The organism is Amycolatopsis orientalis, assembly GCF_000943515.2.
GTDB lineage: Bacteria > Actinomycetota > Actinomycetes > Mycobacteriales > Pseudonocardiaceae > Amycolatopsis > Amycolatopsis orientalis.
Genome location: NZ_CP016174.1, coordinates 130,268 through 146,762, shown reverse-complemented (window position 1 = coordinate 146,762; position 16,495 = coordinate 130,268). Strand labels below are relative to the sequence as shown.

At 68.3% G+C, this 16,495-nt stretch carries 16 protein-coding genes; 4 read left to right on the top strand and 12 right to left on the bottom strand.

From position 1 onward, the window contains the following. Positions 1-71 precede the first annotated feature (71 nt). From SD37_RS00645 to SD37_RS00600, 10 genes are all read right to left on the bottom strand, one after another. Positions 72-1,319, bottom strand: coding sequence for a DUF6297 family protein (locus SD37_RS00645; RefSeq protein ID WP_052674783.1), 1,248 nt, complete (start codon positions 1,317-1,319; stop codon positions 72-74). Beyond that, complete coding sequence (locus SD37_RS00640; protein ID WP_044849431.1) at positions 1,313-1,918, bottom strand: ABC transporter ATP-binding protein; 606 nt, start codon at positions 1,916-1,918, stop codon at positions 1,313-1,315. The genes SD37_RS00645 and SD37_RS00640 overlap by 7 nt, the downstream gene beginning before the upstream one ends. Then, positions 1,915-2,811, bottom strand: a complete 897-nt coding sequence (locus tag SD37_RS00635) for an LLM class F420-dependent oxidoreductase (RefSeq protein ID WP_044849432.1) — start codon at positions 2,809-2,811, stop codon at positions 1,915-1,917. The genes SD37_RS00640 and SD37_RS00635 overlap by 4 nt, the downstream gene beginning before the upstream one ends. 83 nt (positions 2,812-2,894) lie before the next feature. Beyond that, positions 2,895-4,718: a phosphoenolpyruvate carboxykinase (GTP) gene (locus SD37_RS00630; RefSeq protein WP_037307401.1), complete on the bottom strand. Its 1,824-nt coding sequence runs from the start codon at positions 4,716-4,718 to the stop codon at positions 2,895-2,897. 577 nt (positions 4,719-5,295) lie between these two features. After that, positions 5,296-6,015 (bottom strand): DUF6802 family protein, encoded by a 720-nt coding sequence (locus tag SD37_RS00625; RefSeq protein WP_044849433.1) that lies wholly within the window; start codon positions 6,013-6,015, stop codon positions 5,296-5,298. 92 nt (positions 6,016-6,107) lie between these two features. Next, positions 6,108-7,943 carry a dynamin family protein gene (locus SD37_RS00620; RefSeq protein ID WP_044849434.1) on the bottom strand — a complete coding sequence of 612 codons (1,836 nt, stop codon included), beginning with the start codon at positions 7,941-7,943 and terminating at the stop codon, positions 6,108-6,110. Then, positions 7,940-8,440, bottom strand: coding sequence for a nucleotide exchange factor GrpE (gene grpE / locus SD37_RS00615; protein ID WP_083254847.1), 501 nt, complete (start codon positions 8,438-8,440; stop codon positions 7,940-7,942). Before grpE ends, SD37_RS00620 begins: the two co-directional genes overlap by 4 nt. A gap of 15 nt (positions 8,441-8,455) precedes the next feature. Continuing rightward, positions 8,456-9,136 (bottom strand): TetR/AcrR family transcriptional regulator, encoded by a 681-nt coding sequence (locus tag SD37_RS00610; protein ID WP_044849435.1) that lies wholly within the window; start codon positions 9,134-9,136, stop codon positions 8,456-8,458. Further along, the gene (locus SD37_RS00605) at positions 9,133-9,612 is read right to left on the bottom strand and encodes a YqeB family protein (protein WP_044849436.1); all 480 of its coding nucleotides are present in this window, start codon (positions 9,610-9,612) and stop codon (positions 9,133-9,135) included. Before SD37_RS00605 ends, SD37_RS00610 begins: the two co-directional genes overlap by 4 nt. A 148-nt stretch (positions 9,613-9,760) precedes the next feature. Further along, the gene (locus SD37_RS00600; protein ID WP_051173906.1) at positions 9,761-11,284 is read right to left on the bottom strand and encodes a dynamin family protein; all 1,524 of its coding nucleotides are present in this window, start codon (positions 11,282-11,284) and stop codon (positions 9,761-9,763) included. Between the two features lie 195 nt (positions 11,285-11,479). Between SD37_RS00600 and SD37_RS00595 the strand changes: the two genes are divergently transcribed. The 3 genes from SD37_RS00595 (at position 11,480) to SD37_RS00585 (ending at position 13,835) form a co-directional block, all read left to right on the top strand. Continuing rightward, positions 11,480-12,688: a sensor histidine kinase gene (locus SD37_RS00595; RefSeq protein WP_418189839.1), complete on the top strand. Its 1,209-nt coding sequence runs from the start codon at positions 11,480-11,482 to the stop codon at positions 12,686-12,688. Then, the gene (locus tag SD37_RS00590; protein ID WP_037307422.1) at positions 12,685-13,341 is read left to right on the top strand and encodes a response regulator; all 657 of its coding nucleotides are present in this window, start codon (positions 12,685-12,687) and stop codon (positions 13,339-13,341) included. Before SD37_RS00595 ends, SD37_RS00590 begins: the two co-directional genes overlap by 4 nt. An 80-nt stretch (positions 13,342-13,421) precedes the next feature. Next, a complete protein-coding gene (locus tag SD37_RS00585; RefSeq protein ID WP_044849438.1) occupies positions 13,422-13,835 on the top strand; it encodes a VOC family protein in 414 nt (137 codons plus the stop codon). A gap of 20 nt (positions 13,836-13,855) precedes the next feature. Here SD37_RS00585 and SD37_RS00580 read toward each other — a convergent pair whose 3' ends face one another. Together SD37_RS00580 and SD37_RS00575 are read right to left on the bottom strand one after the other, a co-directional pair. Further along, complete coding sequence (locus SD37_RS00580; protein ID WP_044849439.1) at positions 13,856-14,767, bottom strand: SDR family NAD(P)-dependent oxidoreductase; 912 nt, start codon at positions 14,765-14,767, stop codon at positions 13,856-13,858. After that, positions 14,757-15,347 (bottom strand): TetR/AcrR family transcriptional regulator, encoded by a 591-nt coding sequence (locus tag SD37_RS00575; RefSeq protein ID WP_044849440.1) that lies wholly within the window; start codon positions 15,345-15,347, stop codon positions 14,757-14,759. Before SD37_RS00575 ends, SD37_RS00580 begins: the two co-directional genes overlap by 11 nt. 190 nt (positions 15,348-15,537) lie before the next feature. On the opposite strand from SD37_RS00575, the gene SD37_RS00570 reads away from it, so the two are divergent. Continuing rightward, positions 15,538-16,476: an ABC transporter ATP-binding protein gene (locus tag SD37_RS00570; RefSeq protein ID WP_044849441.1), complete on the top strand. Its 939-nt coding sequence runs from the start codon at positions 15,538-15,540 to the stop codon at positions 16,474-16,476. Positions 16,477-16,495: the final 19 nt, after the last annotated feature.

Below are 16,495 nucleotides of genomic sequence, written 5' to 3'. Positions count from 1 at the left end.
CTCCCTTCGTCGCACCGAGGGTAACTCGCATTCGGAGTATTCGAATGATCCGAACGCGGGAACGGGTGAGTTCAGGTGCTCACGGAGAGCACTATCGAGCCGACGATCAGCAGGTCGACGCCTCGCAGTGCCTGGAATCCCGCGGCGCCGCCGCTGACGTCGTAGTTCATCGGCGGCCGGGTCGCCGTCCGCAGCGCGGCGACGACGGCGAGCGGGATCGCGAGCCACACCGGCCAGGCCGGGGTCACGCCGAGCGTCAGCGTCACCAGGCCGAGCAAACCGCCCCATACGAGGCCCAGCGCGGCGATCACCAGGCCGTTGACCAGCCGTAACTCCCAGTCGGACGCGCCGAGCCAGCGTTTGCGGCCGGGGTTGCGCCACAGTTCGCCGAGCCCGCCGACGAATGGCACGAGCGCCGCGTACGCGCCGAGCGCGAACATCGCCCCCACCGGGACGGCCGGGAAGGCCAGGTGACCGATGCCCACCAGGCAGGCGAGCACCACACCGGCCGCCGCGTAGCGCAGACGGCCGAGCACCCCGGCCCACGCGAGCCGCAGCGTCGTCGGGCGCCGCAGCGACAGCCACGGCACCGGCCGCGACTCCGGGATCAGCAGCATGGGGTCCATGAAGACGGCGGCCATCGCCCGCAGCAGGCGCGCGTTCCAGCCGTCGACGAGGTCCCCGCGCCCGGCCGCGGACGTCGGCCGGCCACCGAAGGCCACCGCGATCGCGACCACGAACAGGGCGCCGGCCAGCAGCTCGACCGCGATCGGGCCCAGTCCGGCCGCGGCCACCGCCAGCCCGGCCAGCGCGAGTACGACCGGACCCGCCGTTTCCCCGCGGATCGCCGTCCGCCGCGCGGTGACGGCGGCCAGGATCGCCCCGGAGGCGGTCAACGCCGCCATCGCGATCCAGACGTCCTTCGAGCCGCCACCGATCGCGGTGACCAGCGCGCCGGTGTAGCCGACCACGACGACCAGGCCGCACCACAGGGTCCACATCCGCTTCACGACGACGCGGCGCCTGTCGACGCTCGCGAAGTCCATCCACGTCAGCGCCGCCGGTTCGGCCCAGACGAAGCCTCGACGCAACAGGCTGCGCCAGAAGATCGCGCACAGCACGATCAGCAGACCGAACACCGCGGGGAAGTCCACAAGAGACTGTCCAAAAAGGAAAGCATGGAGTTTCGGCAGGTTCTCGAACGCGGTGAACAGCGCGCCGCCCCCGAACAGCGCCAGAAACGTCTGGTAATCTCCGTTGAACACCCCGCCGAAGCGCTGTCGTCCCGGGACACGCGTGGGGGCTTTCGTGGTCACCACAACTCGAGGGTGGAATCGGCCGCTTCGAGCAGCGGAGGATGGTGCGTGGCCACGACGACGGCCGCCCCGGCGTCGGTCGAACGCTTGATCAACGACGTCAGCCATTCCTTCCCGGCGACGTCGAGCGCCCGTTCTGGCTCGTCGAGCAGCAGTACGTCGTGTGGCCGCGCCGTCGCGCCCAAGAGCAGCAGGCGACGGCGTTGCCCGGCGGAGAACTTGCCCGCGGTGACCTTCGCGCGTTCGGAAAGGCCCGCGTCCGCGAGAAGCGCGTCGAAGTCGCCGAGATCGGCACCGAACGAGCCCTCCAGCAGTTCGAGATGCTGCAACGGGGTCAGTTCCGCGAAGAAATCGGAATCGTCGAACAACACGGAAACCTTGCGGCGGAAGGACAAATCGCGTTCATCGGGTTTCCCGCCCGCGACGACGACCCGGCCCCGCTGCGGTGTCTGCGTTCCGTACAGGCACCGCAGCAGGGTCGATTTCCCGACTCCGTTCGGGCCGACGATGACCGCGCATTCGCCGGCCTCGACCTCGAAGTCGAGGGCCTCGAACAACCAGTGCTCCCCGGCCTGGACGCCGAGACCACGTACGTCGATCATGGGGCGCGCAACAGTTCGATCACCGGGGCGAGTGCCTCCATATTGTGTTCCAGCACGGTGAAGTAGCTGAACCCGAACCGCTCGCGATGCGCCAGGAGCTGTTCGGCGATCTGCTCGTGCGTGCCGACGAGCGCCGTCGGCAGCACGGCGAGCTGGTCGACACTCAATTGCCCTTTGACGAGTTCACGCAGATTCTCCAGCCCCTTCTGCCGATCCTCGACCACCGCGACGAAATGCGGGAGAAGGTTCAATTCCACGTCGCGGCCGTTCAGTTTCCCGCGGACGAAGTCCACCCGCTCCGCGATTCCGTCCGCGTCGTCGGGTGCCAGCGCGCCGCCGTCGGGAACGGCCTTCGTACCGGTGAATCCGATGATGTCGGCGTGTTCGGCGGCGAGGCCCAGCAGCCTGTCACCGCGACCGGCGATCATCAGCGGCGGCCCCGGTTTCTGCACGGTTTCCGGTTTGTGGGCTTCGTCCGCATAGAGCCGTTTGAGTTCTTTGATGGTGTGTTCGAGATGGTCGACGCGTTGGCCGGCGCGCGGGAATTCCATCCCCGCGGCTTCGAATTCGGACTTCACGTATCCGGCGCCGAGGCCGAGTTCCAGCCTGCCTTCGGTGAACTGGTCCGTGCCGGTGACGTCACGGGCGAGCAGCACGGGATTGTAGAAGGCGGTGTTGATGACGAAGGTGTTGAGCCGCACCCGCTCGGTCACCTCGGCCGCGAGCACGAGTGCGGGAAAGGGCGGCGCCATCCCGATATGGTCCGCGGCGCCGACGACGTCGAAGCCGAGATCCTCGGCCTTCCGGCATTTCCCCACCCACGCCGCGCGACTCTCGGGGACGATCATGTTGACCCCGAACTTGAACGGCTTGGGCTTCCCTCCAGTGGTCATGAGATCACGTTACCCAGCGCGAAAGAAGAAGGCCTCATCCTCTGGCATGACCATGAGGATGAGGCCTTCTCCGGTGTTCTGGATCAGCCGAGACGCTGCTTCAGCGCGTCCAGCTCGTCACGCAGCGAAGCCGGGACCTTGTCGCCGATCTTCTCGAACCACTCCTCGATCAGCGGCAGTTCCTGGCGCCACTCGTCGGCGGAGACGTCCAGCGCGGCCTGGATGTCGGCCAGCGGCTCCTTGAGGCCCTCGGTGTCGAGGTCCTCGGCGTTCGGCACGAAACCGACCGGGGTCTCCTTCGCGTTGCCCTTGCCCTCGACGCGGTCGATGACCCACTTCAGGATCCGCGAGTTCTCGCCGAATCCCGGCCACAGGAAGCGGCCGTCGTCGCCGCGGCGGAACCAGTTGACGTAGAAGATCTTCGGCAGCTTGTTCGCGTCGGCGTTCTTGCCGAGGTCCAGCCAGTGCTTGAAGTAGTCACCGGCGTGGTAGCCGAGGAACGGCAGCATGGCCATCGGGTCGCGGCGCACGTTGCCGACCGCGCCGGCGGCGGCCGCGGTGGTCTCCGACGACATGGTGGCGCCCATGAACACGCCGTGCTGCCAGTCGCGGGCCTCGTTCACCAGCGGAACCGTCGTCTTGCGGCGGCCGCCGAACAGGATCGCCGAGATCGGCACGCCCTGCGGGTCGTCCCACTCCGGCGCGAGGATCGGGCACTGCGACATCGGCGTGCAGTAACGCGAGTTCGGGTGCGCGGCCTTCTCGTCCGACTCCGGCGTCCAGTCCTGCTTCTTCCAGGAGGTGGCGTGCGCGGGCTTCTCGCCCATGCCCTCCCACCAGACGTCGCCGTCGTCGGTGAGCGCCACGTTCGTGTAGACCGTGTTGCCCTTTTCGATGGTGCGCATCGCGTTGGGGTTGGTGTGCCAGTCGGTGCCCGGCGCGACGCCGAAGAACCCGAACTCGGGGTTCACCGCGTAGAGACGGCCGTCCTCGCCGAACCTCATCCACGCGATGTCGTCACCGAGGGTTTCGGCGCGCCAGCCCGGGATGGTCGGCTGCAGCATGGCGAGGTTGGTCTTGCCGCAGGCGCTCGGGAACGCCGCCGCGACGTAGTGGACCTTGTCCTCCGGCGAGATCAGCTTGAGGATGAGCATGTGCTCGGCCAGCCAGCCTTCGTCACGGGCGATGACCGAACCGATGCGCAGCGAGTAGCACTTCTTGCCCAGCAGCGAGTTGCCGCCGTAGCCGGAGCCGTAGCTCCAGATCTCCCGGCTCTCGGGGAAGTGCGAGATGTACTTGGTGGTGTTGCACGGCCACGAGACGTCCTTCTGGCCGGGCTCCAGCGGGGCGCCGACGGAGTGCAGCGCCGGGACGAACTCGCGCTCGGTGCCGTCCTCGGTGACGAACTTGTCCAGCGCGGCCTTGCCGGCGCGGGTCATCACGCGCATGGAGGCGACGACGTAGGCGAAGTCGGTGATCTCGATGCCGAGCTTGGGGTCTTCGGCGCCGAGGGGGCCCATGCAGAAGGGGATCACGTACATCGTGCGACCGCGCATGCACCCGCGGTACAGCTCGGTCATCGTGGCCTTCATCTCGGCCGGGTCCATCCAGTTGTTGGTGGGACCGGCGTCTTCTTCGTTCTCCGAACAGATGAAGGTGCGCTCTTCGACACGGGCGACGTCATTCGGATCGGAGGCGGCCCAGTACGAGTTCGGCTTGGCGTCGAGCTGCACGAACGTGCCGGCGGCGACCAGTTCGGCGTTGATACGCGCGGCCTCTTCGTCGGACCCGTCGACCCACACCACACGGTCCGGAGTGGTCAGTTCGGCGACCTCCCGGACCCAGGACAGCACGCCGCTGTGCGTCGTCGGCGCTTTTTCCAGTCCGGGGATGGCGACTGCGGTCATCTCTACTCCTGACTTCCGACGGCAGAAGCCCACACCGGGAACGACGCTGTTCCGATGCGGGCTTCGATGCCGGCGACCGAATGGCTTCGCACACCGGCGGGAAGACCGGCGTGCAGGTTTTGGGATTCCCCGAGAGTAGCCGGATGACCGGCAGGTAACCGAGAGCTGACCTGTCGGTTCTCTCACAAGAACGATAAGGGAATCGATTCAGTATCACCGGAATGGGCCATACGCAAAAATTCTTCCGGTGATCGATGGCACAACGCAGGAGCCGAATCGGACATGAGAAAGCCCGGCACGACGTCTCGTGCCGGGCTCTTCTGTGACCAGAATTACATCATTTCGCCTAATACAATGAGTCCTTTTCGTCCTCGGGTTCCGAGGAAGCGGGGTCGTTGCAGGCCGGGGACCGAGGCGGTGGCTCTGACCGGCTGTGGGGGACGGGCGAGCGTGGCCGAAGGGGACTTTCCCCTCATCTCACGCGGCGAAGGGCGCTTTCCCCGCATGCGATGCGGGGAAAGCGCCCTTCATCGCAAGCGCTAATGGGTACCCGTATTGGTTTAGTCCATTTCAGGATTCAGTTCGGGCTGATCCACTGGCCGGTGGCGGAATCGATCTTCGCCACTCCTTCGAGTGTTTCGGTGCCCGCGCCACCCCACGCCGCGTCGCCCGCCGGGTCGCCCACGGCGGCCGGGGTGTTCGCGAAGGCGGAGCCGATGTCCTCATTGACCACCCCGCTGTTGGTCTCGGTCCACTGTCCCGGGCCGGTGTGCTCGTAGGTCTTGGAGTTGCCCGAAGCGTCCGTCTCGACCGCGATGTCGGCCTTGCCGTCACCGTCCTTGTCGGTGAACGCGATCGTGCGGCCGTCCTCGGTCTGGATGACGGCGGTATCGGGGGTCCCGTCACCGTCGGTGTCGATCGTCGGGGGGCCGACCTCGACGTCACCGTTCGGCATGTCGGCGTGCATGGTGCCGCTGGTGCCCGCGTCGGAGCCGTCGGAACCGCTGCCGCCACCGGCTTCGACCCAGGCGCCGGCGGCCTCGTCGTAGACGGCCTCCTGGACGACCTTGCCGTTCTCGTCGAGCACCGCGTACTGGTCGGCGTCGCCGTCGCCGTCGGTGTCGACGAACGCCTGGCCGGTGCCGTCGTCGTGCTGGATGACGGCGGCGTCGTTCACGCCGTCCTTGTCGAGGTCGTAGTTGAGCTCGGCCTGGTACTCCTCGCCGTCAACGTGGACCGTGACCGCCTCCGTGGAGCCCGCCTCGGTGTCCGTGCCGCCGCTCTCGTCGACCCACATGGGATAACCCCCTCGTTGACCTGACTGGTGTGTCGAAGCTTATGACTCACCGTAGGCCCGTTCGGTTCCGGTCCACAACAGGGCCGCCCTGGTCAGGCGTCCCGCAGTGACCGGATACGGCCGAGCAGCGCCTCGGCGCGGTCACGGCCGTCGGAGACGTCCTTCAGGCGTTTCGCGACGGCCGAGATCTTCTTCGCCCGTTCCTGCGCGCCCATCTTGATCGTCTTGTCGACTTCCTTCAGCTCCGCCTCGATCGCGTCGATACGGCGGCCGAGGGCTTCGTCGAGCGCCATCGACAGCTGCTGTTCGGCCTCGATCAGCTGTTCGGCGACGAGCTGGTCCAGTGTGGACCGCGCGTCGGCGATCGCCTCGACCAGCCACTGCTTCATGTGCTGCTTGTCGGACGCGTGTTTGCGGGTCCGCGCCATCCACCAGCCGGCGCCGAGGCCGATGATGATCGTGGCCGGCAGGATCACCGGGTTCAGGATCGCGACACCCGCCAAGGGCAGCGCCGCGACCTTCCCGGCGCCGAGACCGCCGGAAACACCCATGAAGATGAGCAGCTTGTCTTCGGCCGTCGGCGGCTTCTTGTCCGGCGGCCGCAGCACCACTGGCGGACCACCCGCCCTGGCGAACTGACCGCGGATGATGTCGAGCTCCTCGGCCGAGAACAGCTCCGAGAGCGCGACGTTGGTGACCTGGTTGAGCCGCTGGGAGAGCAGCATGGAGATCCGCTGCGACGTCGTCTGCAGCGCGATGTCCACCTGCTGCGGCAGCGCGGCGAGATCGTCCCGCTTCGCGCCGTCGATGCGCTGGCGGAAATGCGTCGACGCGTCGCGCATCTGCCTGCTGGTCTCGTGCCCGACCTCGACGCGGGTCCGCTGGATCTCCGCGCGCAGTTTCAGCTGCCAGCCCCGCGTCGAAGACCGGCGTTCGGTGGTGAGGTCGTCGCGGCGCTGCCGCAGCTGTTCCGCCTCGGCCTCACCGGCCGACAGCGCACGGCTTTCCGCCTGCAGCTTCGCCTTGAGTTCGCCGAGCGCGCTCGACAGCGCGCGCAGGGTGTTGGCCTCGCCCAGCATCGCCGAGCGGCCGACCAGCATCTCCTGCAACGCGCCCTGGAGCGCGGCGATACCGGCCTTCTCCCGCAGCATCATGGCCATCTGCTCGTTCGGCGCCTTGGCCGCCGTCTCGAACATGCGCGCGGACACCGGGTGGAAGACCGCGTCGGCGAACCGGGGAGCGTGCTCGGCGAGCAGCCGCCGGTCGGCTTCGAGGACCTCGCGCCAGCCGCGGAACTGGTCGGTCTTGGTCAGCGCGAACAGCACGGTCTCGACGCGCTCGCCCATGTCGTGCAGGAACTGCAGTTCCGGCGCGGTGAACGGCGAAGAGGCGTCGACGACGAACAGCAGCGCGGTGGCGCCCGCCGCCGCCTCCTTCGCCAGCTCGCCGTGCATCGAGTCGAGCCCGCCGACGCCAGGCGTGTCCACAATGGACACGCGTTCGAGCAGCGGGACCGGGCCGGAGACCTCGACGTAACGCGGCGGGATCTGACCCTCGGGCAGTTCGTGCGCGGCCGAGACCCACCGGATCAGGTCGTTCAGGTGGATCGGCACCGGCGCCAGCTGCCCCGGATAGCAGGCCTGCGCGGACCACTGCTCGGCGTGCTCGAAGACGAGGTACGTCGCCGTGGCGACGTCGGCGTCCACAGGGGACAGTCCCGGCATGGAGAGGAGCGCGTTCACGAGCGAGCTCTTGCCGCGGTTGGTCTCGCCGACCACCACGACCGACGGCTTCTTCGGCCGGGCCTTCCGGATGTCCTCGACCCACTTCGCGGCCTGCGGATCGGCTTCGCGGACGACCGTGAGGAGCTGTTCTCGCGTGCTCTTCACGACCGCGGGCAGGCCTGCCGCCGCGCTCGGAGCGGTCACTGGGCCTTCTTCGCGTAGACGATGACGATCGGCGCGCGCAGGACCCGGTCGTGATCGGCGAAGCCGACGACCTCGGTTTCCGCGACGAGCCCTTCGAGTGCCGGATCCTCGGTCGCGACCGCGCCGCCTGCCTCGTGCACGGCGGGGTCGAACCGCTCGCCGTCCGGGCGCAGGGCACGGACGCCGATACCGGCGAGACCGTGTTCGAGCCGCTCGACGACGCCACCGCTGCGGGCGCGATCGAGGGCGTACAGGCAGAGCTGGATCAGCGCCTGCCGGTCGGCGAGAGCCTGTTCGAGGTCGGCCGGACCCGTGGTCGTGGACTCCACATCGGTTTTCGACGCGACCGCGACGGTCTCGGTTCCCTCGGCGGGCAAAGTCTCTCCGGCGGCTTCGGCGATGATCGCCGCCGCGATCTGGCCGGTCGGCACGTCGTCCGGATTCACCTCTTCGATGTCCACGGTCTCGACGGCCTTCTTACGCAGCCACGCTCCCACCCGCACCGACCCCCGTCACTGATGTCCCGGGCTTCCCGATCGGCCCGGAGAGATTTCACCAGTGTCGGATACTTCTCCGTCGTCCGGGGGCTGAATCGGCAGAACGGGGCGGAGGAATCTGGTGATCAGCTCCTTCATCACCGCGAGTTCCGCCGTCGGATCGAGGTCCGGTTCCAGAATCACGCGTGAAAGGGGTGCGTCGACCAACGCGACCAGCCAGCTGGCCACCACCTCCGGTTCGAGGCCGGGGTCGATCCGGCCCGCTTCCACCGCCCGCGTCACGATGCCGACGAGACCGTCGCGCAGGCCGCGGTCGTTGCCCTGTACGAGTTCGGCCAGTTCGGCGTCGCGGGAGCACTGCGCGGCGACCTCGAGGACGAGCTTGGCCGCCACCGGATGCAGCAGCTGTTCGGACACGTGGGCGATGACGTGGAGGATGGCCTCCCACGGGTCTTCGATCTCCCCGGCGGCCGCGAGCAGGGCCGCGGTCTCGTCGGCGTCCTGTTCGAAGATGCCGACGAACACCGCCCGCTTGTTCGGGAAGTAGTGGAACAGACTGCCGGTGCTGATCCCGGCCGCGCGGCAGATCTCCGCCGTCGTGGTCTTCTCGAAGCCCTTCATCGCGAAGCAGCCCGCGGCGGCGTCGAGGATCGCGCGGCGCTTCGCCTCGTATTTGGCCGGGTCGACCGTCCTCATTTCACCGTCGGCGGCTCGTCGCGCCAGGGATGGCCGTGGTCGAGAAGGGCCTTGGCGACGGCTTGACGATCGACGTCGGCCTTCTCCCGCACCAGTTCCCGGCCGTCGGCGGCGAGCAGGACGAGTTCCTTGCCGTCGAAGAAGACGGCCTCGAGTTCGGCCTCGAAGGCGCGGGTGCGACCCTCCTTGAGCAGGGTGATGCGGGACGGCGTCACCTTGACGATGAGCCGCTCGTGCGCCCAGACACCGGCGAACAGCAGGCCCAGGACCAGGCCGGCGCCGATCCCGGCGATCGCGCCCCAGGGCCGGGGGATGTCCGAGACGAGCTGGAACGGGCCCTTGAACGGCACCCAGCTCAGGGAGACCACCCAGCCCGAGATCGACTGGAGGAACCACCCGAGCGCGGCGCCGGCCAGGGGGCAACCGAGCCAGGAGGCCGTACGCAGCCACTGGGGCTCGTCGACGATCGTTTCCATGCGCCCATTATTAGACCGAGCGCTCGGTTTATCAATCTCGGGTCGCCTTTAGCCCGCTAAACGCGACGCGTTTCGTCCTCTGGATGCGGTAGTTGCGCGTGCAAGTACCGCATCCAGAGGACGAAATGCAGGGAGCTGGACGCGGGGGTCAGTCGCGGATTTGCTGCCAGATGAGGAAGTACGCGCGGTGCACGACGTGCGCGACGCGGCTCTGGGCGGGCGTCGCGCCGAAGGACGCGAAGGAGCGCCACCAGCCGGCGCGCTCCAGCGCGTGCGCCGCGAGATCGGCCCGGGAGGCACCGGGCTTGCCGAGCTGGGCGCCGATGTCGGCGTTGCTCCCGACCCGCAGGACCTCCTCTGCCAGGTCCTCGGGCATGTCGACCGCGCCGGAAGCGACCAGTGTGAGCGCTTCGAGCAGCCGGAGCTGGTGCGCCTCGGGCTTGGCGAGCAGGACCTCGATCGCGTCGTGGACGCGTTGCCGTTCGGCCGGGTCGCCCGACGCGTGGGCCAGCGCGGTGACCGACGCCAGGGCGGCGGCCGCCTTGATGCCGTCGGCGCGGGCGGCGAAGACGATGCTCAGCCGCTGCCGGACGGCTTCCAGGCCGGAGGCGTCGAGAAGCTTCCGTCGCAGGGAACCCGCGGTGATCTCGGGTTCCTTCCGGATCGCTTCGACGGCGTACCGGACGCCGAACAGGTCCAGTTTCTCCAGCAGCCGCAGCCGGGTGCCCGCCGCGACGTCGCAGTCCCAGCTGGTGAAGATGTCCGCCGAGATCAGCATGGTCTCAAGGATGTCGTCGTCCATCTCGGCCAGCTGGCGGAGCGCCTCGGCGTCGCCGGAGGTGAACCCGCCGGACTCCGCCGACTCCGCGATCAACCCGATCACCGGCAGCACGTCCGCGACGCGGGGCTTCAGCGTCGCGGCCTGCTTCTCCGACAACAGCGTCGCGGCCTTCCACACGTCGCCGCCCGAGCCTTCGACCGACTCCGGCGCGATGGTGTCCGCCTTGTTGAGCACCGCGATCGCGTTCACCGGGCCCGCCTCGCGGCTCGCGGTCGCGGCGGTGAACGCGGCCAGCGCCTGCTGGTCGTCGGCGCGCACGCCCTGCGTGACGACGTAGAGAACGGCCTCGGCACCCGCGACGGCGTTGCGCGAAGTGTCGTCCAGCTCGTCGGAGCCCTCTTCGTCCTCTTCGCCATCGTCGGGCTTGCGATGCTTCGCCGCGCCCAGCAGCTGCTCGGTCCGTGACACCGACGCGGCGTCGAGCGAGCCGAGGCCGGGGGTGTCGATGACGGTCATCCCCTGCAGGACCGCGTTGGTGAGGTACGCCTCGATATGCGAGACCTTGTCGATCTCGATGCCCAGCTCGGCCGGGATCATCCCGTCGGCGGCGAAGGGCAGTACCTGCTTGCGGCCGTCGTTGAAGACGATCTCGACGCGGTCGACGGTGCCGTACTGGAACCGGGTCACCAGCCGGGTGCACTCACCGACGTCCGTCGGCGCGACCCGGCGCCCGATCAGGGCGTTGACCAGCGTGGACTTCCCGGATTTGATCCGGCCCGCGACGGCGACCTGCAGCGGACCGCCCAGCCTGCGCAGCACTTCGGCGAAGCCGGCCGCGGTCCGCGCGGACACCTGAGGCTGCAGGCGATGGCAGAGGTTGGCCACCGACATCGACAACGGGCCGGCGAGCCGCCCCTGCTCCGTCGCTGACGTCACGACGCCTGCCCCCTCCCAGTCGCCAAGCTTGCCGAGTCGAATCGTGCCATGCCGCTCATCCTCGGGTCGCACCGAAGGTGGTACCGGCGACCGACGCGCGAGCGCCCCGGGCCGACATAGTGTTACCAGGTGCGACGGTTGAGCCTCTGGATGCGTGCCCACCCCATGGCGGGGGACAGTTTCATCGCCGTCGTCCTGCTGTTCACGGACCTGCTGATCTACGTGGCCGCGGTCGAGACGCCGGAACTCCCGATGCCGCCCTGGTACGTGGCGGTGCCGCTGGACATCGTGATGGTCGCGCCGCTGGTCTTCCGGCGGAAGGCGACGCTGTGGTCGGCGTACCTGGTGCTGCTGATCGGCATCCCGCACGGCGCACTGGAGCTGGGCGCGGCCAGCGCGTTCGCGGTGATGATCAGCATCTATTCGGTGCTGGTCTACGTCGGGCGCAAACAAGGACTGTTGTATCTGGCGGCCACCCTGACCATTTCGGGGCTCCAGCTGTGGGCCGATCCGCCGCAGGACGTGTGGGTGCTGGCGATCATCGGCGTCTTCTCCAGCGCCCTGTGCTGGACGCTCGGCGAGTTCGCCGGCGCGAGGCGCGCCTATCACGAGGAGGTGGAAGCCAGGTTGCATCTACTTGAGACGGAACGGGACCAGGCGACCAGGATCGCCGTCGGTGAGGAACGCGGACGGATCGCCCGTGAGCTGCACGACGTCGTCGCGCACGCGGTGAGCGTGATGGTCGTGCAGGCCGACGGCGCGTCCTACGCGGTCGACGGGAATCCCGAGATGGCCAAGCGGGCCTTGCAGACGATTTCGGAGACCGGCCGCGGCGCGCTCGCCGAGCTGCGGCGGCTGCTGGACGTGCTCCGCAGCGACGGCGACGACGAGCCGCGCGTGCCGCAGCCGGACGCCAGCGCGCTGACCGACCTGGCGGACCGCATCCGCCAGGCGGGAGTGCCGGTGACCCTGGCGATCGGCACGGAAGCGCTGGCCGGGCTGCCCGCCGGTGTCTCGCTGGGCGTGTACCGGATCGTCCAGGAGTCGCTGACGAACACCCTCAAGCACGCCGGGCAGGGCGCGCAGGCGGAGGTGCTGGTGCGCCGGGAGGCGGACGTGATCGACGTCCGGGTCACCGACGACGGCGCCGGTGGCGCGAAGCAACTCGTGCCCACCGCCACGAAGGCGGCTCCCCATGGAGCACCCGCCGGGCCGCGGCGACTCACGGTCCCCGGCGGGAACGGTTTGATCGGAATGAAGGAACGGGCGAACGTCTTCGGCGGCACGCTGGAGGTCGGACCCGCTCCGGGCGGAGGATGGCAAGTGCACGCGAGGCTCCCGGTTAGGTTGGCGACGTGATCCGAGTGGTGGTCGTCGACGACCAGGAATTGATGCGCGTCGGGTTCCGGATGGTCCTGGGCGCGCAGGCCGACATCGATGTCGTCGGTGAGGCCGGTGACGGGGCCCAGGCCATCCGCCTCGCGGAGGAACTGCGGCCGGACGTCGTGTTGATGGACGTCCGGATGCCGGTGCTGGACGGGGTCGAGGCGACGAAGCGGATCGTCGAGGCCGGGACCGCGCGGGTGCTCGTCATGACGACGTTCGATCTGGACGAGTACGTCTATTCGGCGTTGCAGGGCGGGGCGAGCGGGTTCCTGCTGAAGGACACGCAGCCGGATCACCTGGTGTCGGCGCTGCGGGCGGTGGCCTCGGGTGACGCGGTGGTCTCGCCTTCGGTGACCAGGCGGCTGCTCGACCGGTTCGTCGGCGGTGGCGGGAAGCCGATGCGGGACGCGGCCGAACTCGACGTCCTCACCGAGCGGGAGCGGGAGGTGCTCGTGCTGATCGCGAAGGGCCTTTCGAACCTGGAGATCGCCGAGACGCTGTTCCTGTCCGAAGCGACGGTGAAAACGCACGTCGGGCGGATCCTGTCCAAACTGGATCTCCGGGACCGGGTGCAGGCCGTGGTGCTCGCGTACGAGACCGGTCTGGCCCGCCCCGGCGTCAGCTGAAACGCTCCGGAAAAGTGGTCATTCGGTGAGCACTTTGCGGTGGATCCTTGTCTCCAGAGCCGCTACTGGAGGAGAAGGAAATGCTGCGAGGACTCACCACCACCACGTTCTACGCCGACGACATGACCGCCGCGATCGAGTGGTACTCCGACCTCTTCGGGATCGAGCCGTACTTCGTGCGCGACGGCCATGACGAGAAGCCGGCGTACGCCGAGTTCCGGATCGGCGACTACCAGCACGAGTTCGGCATCGTCCGCGGCGACTACCGGCCCGCGATGGCCCAGCCCGGCCCTGGCGGCGCCATCGCGAACTGGGCGGTCGACAACGTCGAGGACGCCTTCGCAAAACTGCTCGCGAAGGGCGCGAAGGAGTACGAACCGATCATCGAGCGGGGGCCGGGCTTCGTGACGGCGGCCGTCGTGGACCCGTTCGGCAACGTCCTCGGCGTGATGTTCAACCAGCACTACCTGGACGTGCTGGCCGGGAAGAAGTAGCTCCCGGCCAGCACGGTGACTCAGCGGTACAGGGCGTGATCCGCCGTCTCCGGATCCTTGCCCGCGTCCCTGACTTCGGCCATCCACTTGCCGAAGTCGGGGCGTGAGCCGTCGACGTCGGTCAAGCCGTACTCGTTCATCAGCGTCCACGAGGCCAGCGTTTTGCCCGCGAACCGCGAGACCTCGGGGTCGGTCGCCAGTTTCGCGACGCCCCGCCCGAGCAGCGCCGGGGTCTCCGAGATGGCGAAGTCGATCGGCGCGGCCTTGCCGACCGCGTCCCGCCACGTCTCTTCGGTGACCTTGAAGTAGTCGAGCATCGCCTCCGACCGCAGGAAGCCCGGCGTCACGGTCATGCCGACGCAGCCGTACTTCTTCAGTTCGGCCCCCAGCGCCCTGCCGATCGCGCGGACACCGCACTTCGCGAGGAAGTACGGGATCCCCGCGCCGACGTACTCGTCGTGATCACCGTCGGTGACCTCGAGGACGAGCCCGCCCTCTCGCTTCACGACCAGCGGGAGGAGCCGGTGCAACGCGATCAGATGGGTGTCGAGCGCGTTGTGCACCAGGGTGAGCGCGTCGTCGAGACTGGAATCCCAGTACGCCCCTTCGAAGTCCGCCAACGGGTCGCCGCCCCAGACGTCATCGACCAGGACGTCGATCCGGCCGTCCACTTCGGATTCGATCCGCGCCTTCAGCGCGTCCACATCGGACACTTCGGTGAAGTCGACGCGGACGGGGATCCCCCGGCCGCCCGCCGCGTCGACGAGTTCCGCGGTGTCTTCGATCGTCTCCGGCCGCTTCATCGGCGACCCGTGTTCCCGCGTCGTGCGGCCGGTGACGAACACCGTCCAGCCGAGCCTGCCCAGTTCCACCGCGATCGCCCGGCCACAGCCACGCGTCGCCCCCGTGACCACCGCTACTTTATGATCCACTTCGGACACTTCCCTTCCACGCGGTCAGCACCGCGTCCACGTCTTGCCCCACGCGGTCGACATACCGGCCCTTCGGCCGGATCGACCAGTCCAGCGCGGCCCCGTTGGCCACCCCCAGCAGCACTCGTGCCGCGCGGACGACACCCGGCGCGTCCGGCAGGTCGCGTACCGCCGCCCTCGTCAATCGCCGCAATTCCGCTTCCACCGCCGCGAAATGCGCACCGAGCAGCGCGCGAAGCTCCGGATCCCCGATGTCCACCCCCAGCTGCCCGAGATGGTTCGCCGCCGTCTCCGCGTCGCCAAGGCCCTCGTAGATCACGATGACCGCCGCCCGCAGACCTTCCACGGGATCGGCCACTTCGCCGCGTTCCCGCATCCGCTCGACGACGATTCGCGTGTTCAACCGGCTCAACGCCTGCAACAGGCCGTTTTTCGAGCCGAACCGCTGAGCGACCGTGCCGACCGCGACCCCGGCCTCCGCCGCCACATGGGCCAGCGTGAAACCCGGGCCGATCCTGCCGATCACGGTCTCCGCCGCGGTCAGCAGTCGTTCGTCGGTGATGGTGCGGGGCCTCGCCATGCAGTTATTGAACCATGGTTCATTAACCCTCGCGAATCAGGGTCGTTCTCAGGGACATCACCGATCGCGTACGCCGCCGGGAGACGGCAAGCTACGTCTCAGGTCGGGTACCAGGTTGGCACCTCAGGATGACGCGCTCGGCCACCCACATGGACGACGATTGTTTTCGCAGTCGCCGAGGGGAGCAGACATGATCGAGGCAGTGGGCCTCACCAAGCGGTACGGCAAGACACTGGCGGTGAACAACCTGTCCTTCTCCGTCGCGGGAGGGGAGGTCACCGGTTTCCTCGGCCCCAACGGGGCGGGCAAGTCGACCACCATGCGCATGATCCTCGGCTTGGACAACCCGACTTCGGGTTCGGTGCGCATCGGGGGCAAGCTCTACCGCGAGCTGAAGGATCCGCTGCGGACGGTCGGCGCGCTGCTGGACGCCAAATGGGTGCACCCGAACCGATCGGCGCGGGCACATCTGCAATGGATGGCGAAGTCCAACAAGATCCCGATGGCCAGGGTCGACGAGGTGCTCGAAATCGTCGGGCTCACCAGCGTCGCCGGGAAGCGCGCCGGCGGATTCTCCCTCGGTATGTCGCAGCGACTGGGGATCGCGGCGGCGCTACTGGGCGACCCCGAGGTCCTCCTCTTCGACGAGCCGGTCAACGGGCTCGACCCCGAAGGCATCCTCTGGATCCGCAAGTTCATGCACCGGCTGGCCGACGAAGGCCGCACGGTCTTCGTTTCCTCGCACCTGCTTTCGGAGATGGCGCTCACCGCGAGTCAGCTGGTCGTGATCGGCAAGGGCGAGCTGATCTCCCAGTCCTCCACCGAAGACTTCGTTTCCCGGGCCGCCGAGAACACCGTCAAGGTCCGGTCGCCGCAACTGCCCGCGCTGCGCTCCGCGCTGACGCTGGCGAGCGCACAGGTCACCGACACGGGCAAAGCACTCGTCGTGTCCGGTTTGGACAGTGACAAGATCGGCGAGATCGCCGCGGCCAACCAGATCGTGCTGCACGAGCTCAGCCCGCAGACCGGCTCCCTGGAGCAGGCCTTCATGCAGATCACCGGCGATTCGGTCGAGTACCACACCGGTCTCGAAGCCGAAGCCGCCGAAGTGGTCGCCGCCGCCCAGTAGCCGCTGACTCTCGTGAGGA

Bases quoted from the DNA above. Each gene is read 5' to 3' on its own strand.
- SD37_RS00625 (WP_044849433.1), bottom strand. From the start codon at position 6,015: ATGTGGGTCGACGAGAGCGGCGGCACGGACACCGAGGCGGGCTCCACG.
- SD37_RS00570 (WP_044849441.1), top strand. From the start codon at position 15,538: ATGATCGAGGCAGTGGGCCTCACCAAGCGGTACGGCAAGACACTGGCG.
- SD37_RS00605 (WP_044849436.1), bottom strand. From the start codon at position 9,612: ATGGAAACGATCGTCGACGAGCCCCAGTGGCTGCGTACGGCCTCCTGG.
- SD37_RS00630 (WP_037307401.1), bottom strand. From the start codon at position 4,718: ATGACCGCAGTCGCCATCCCCGGACTGGAAAAAGCGCCGACGACGCAC.
- SD37_RS00635 (WP_044849432.1), bottom strand. From the start codon at position 2,811: ATGACCACTGGAGGGAAGCCCAAGCCGTTCAAGTTCGGGGTCAACATG.
- SD37_RS00585 (WP_044849438.1), top strand. From the start codon at position 13,422: ATGCTGCGAGGACTCACCACCACCACGTTCTACGCCGACGACATGACC.
- SD37_RS00575 (WP_044849440.1), bottom strand. From the start codon at position 15,347: ATGGCGAGGCCCCGCACCATCACCGACGAACGACTGCTGACCGCGGCG.
- SD37_RS00595 (WP_418189839.1), top strand. From the start codon at position 11,480: ATGCGTGCCCACCCCATGGCGGGGGACAGTTTCATCGCCGTCGTCCTG.
- SD37_RS00640 (WP_044849431.1), bottom strand. From the start codon at position 1,918: ATGATCGACGTACGTGGTCTCGGCGTCCAGGCCGGGGAGCACTGGTTG.
- SD37_RS00610 (WP_044849435.1), bottom strand. From the start codon at position 9,136: ATGAGGACGGTCGACCCGGCCAAATACGAGGCGAAGCGCCGCGCGATC.
- SD37_RS00600 (WP_051173906.1), bottom strand. From the start codon at position 11,284: ATGTCGGTGGCCAACCTCTGCCATCGCCTGCAGCCTCAGGTGTCCGCG.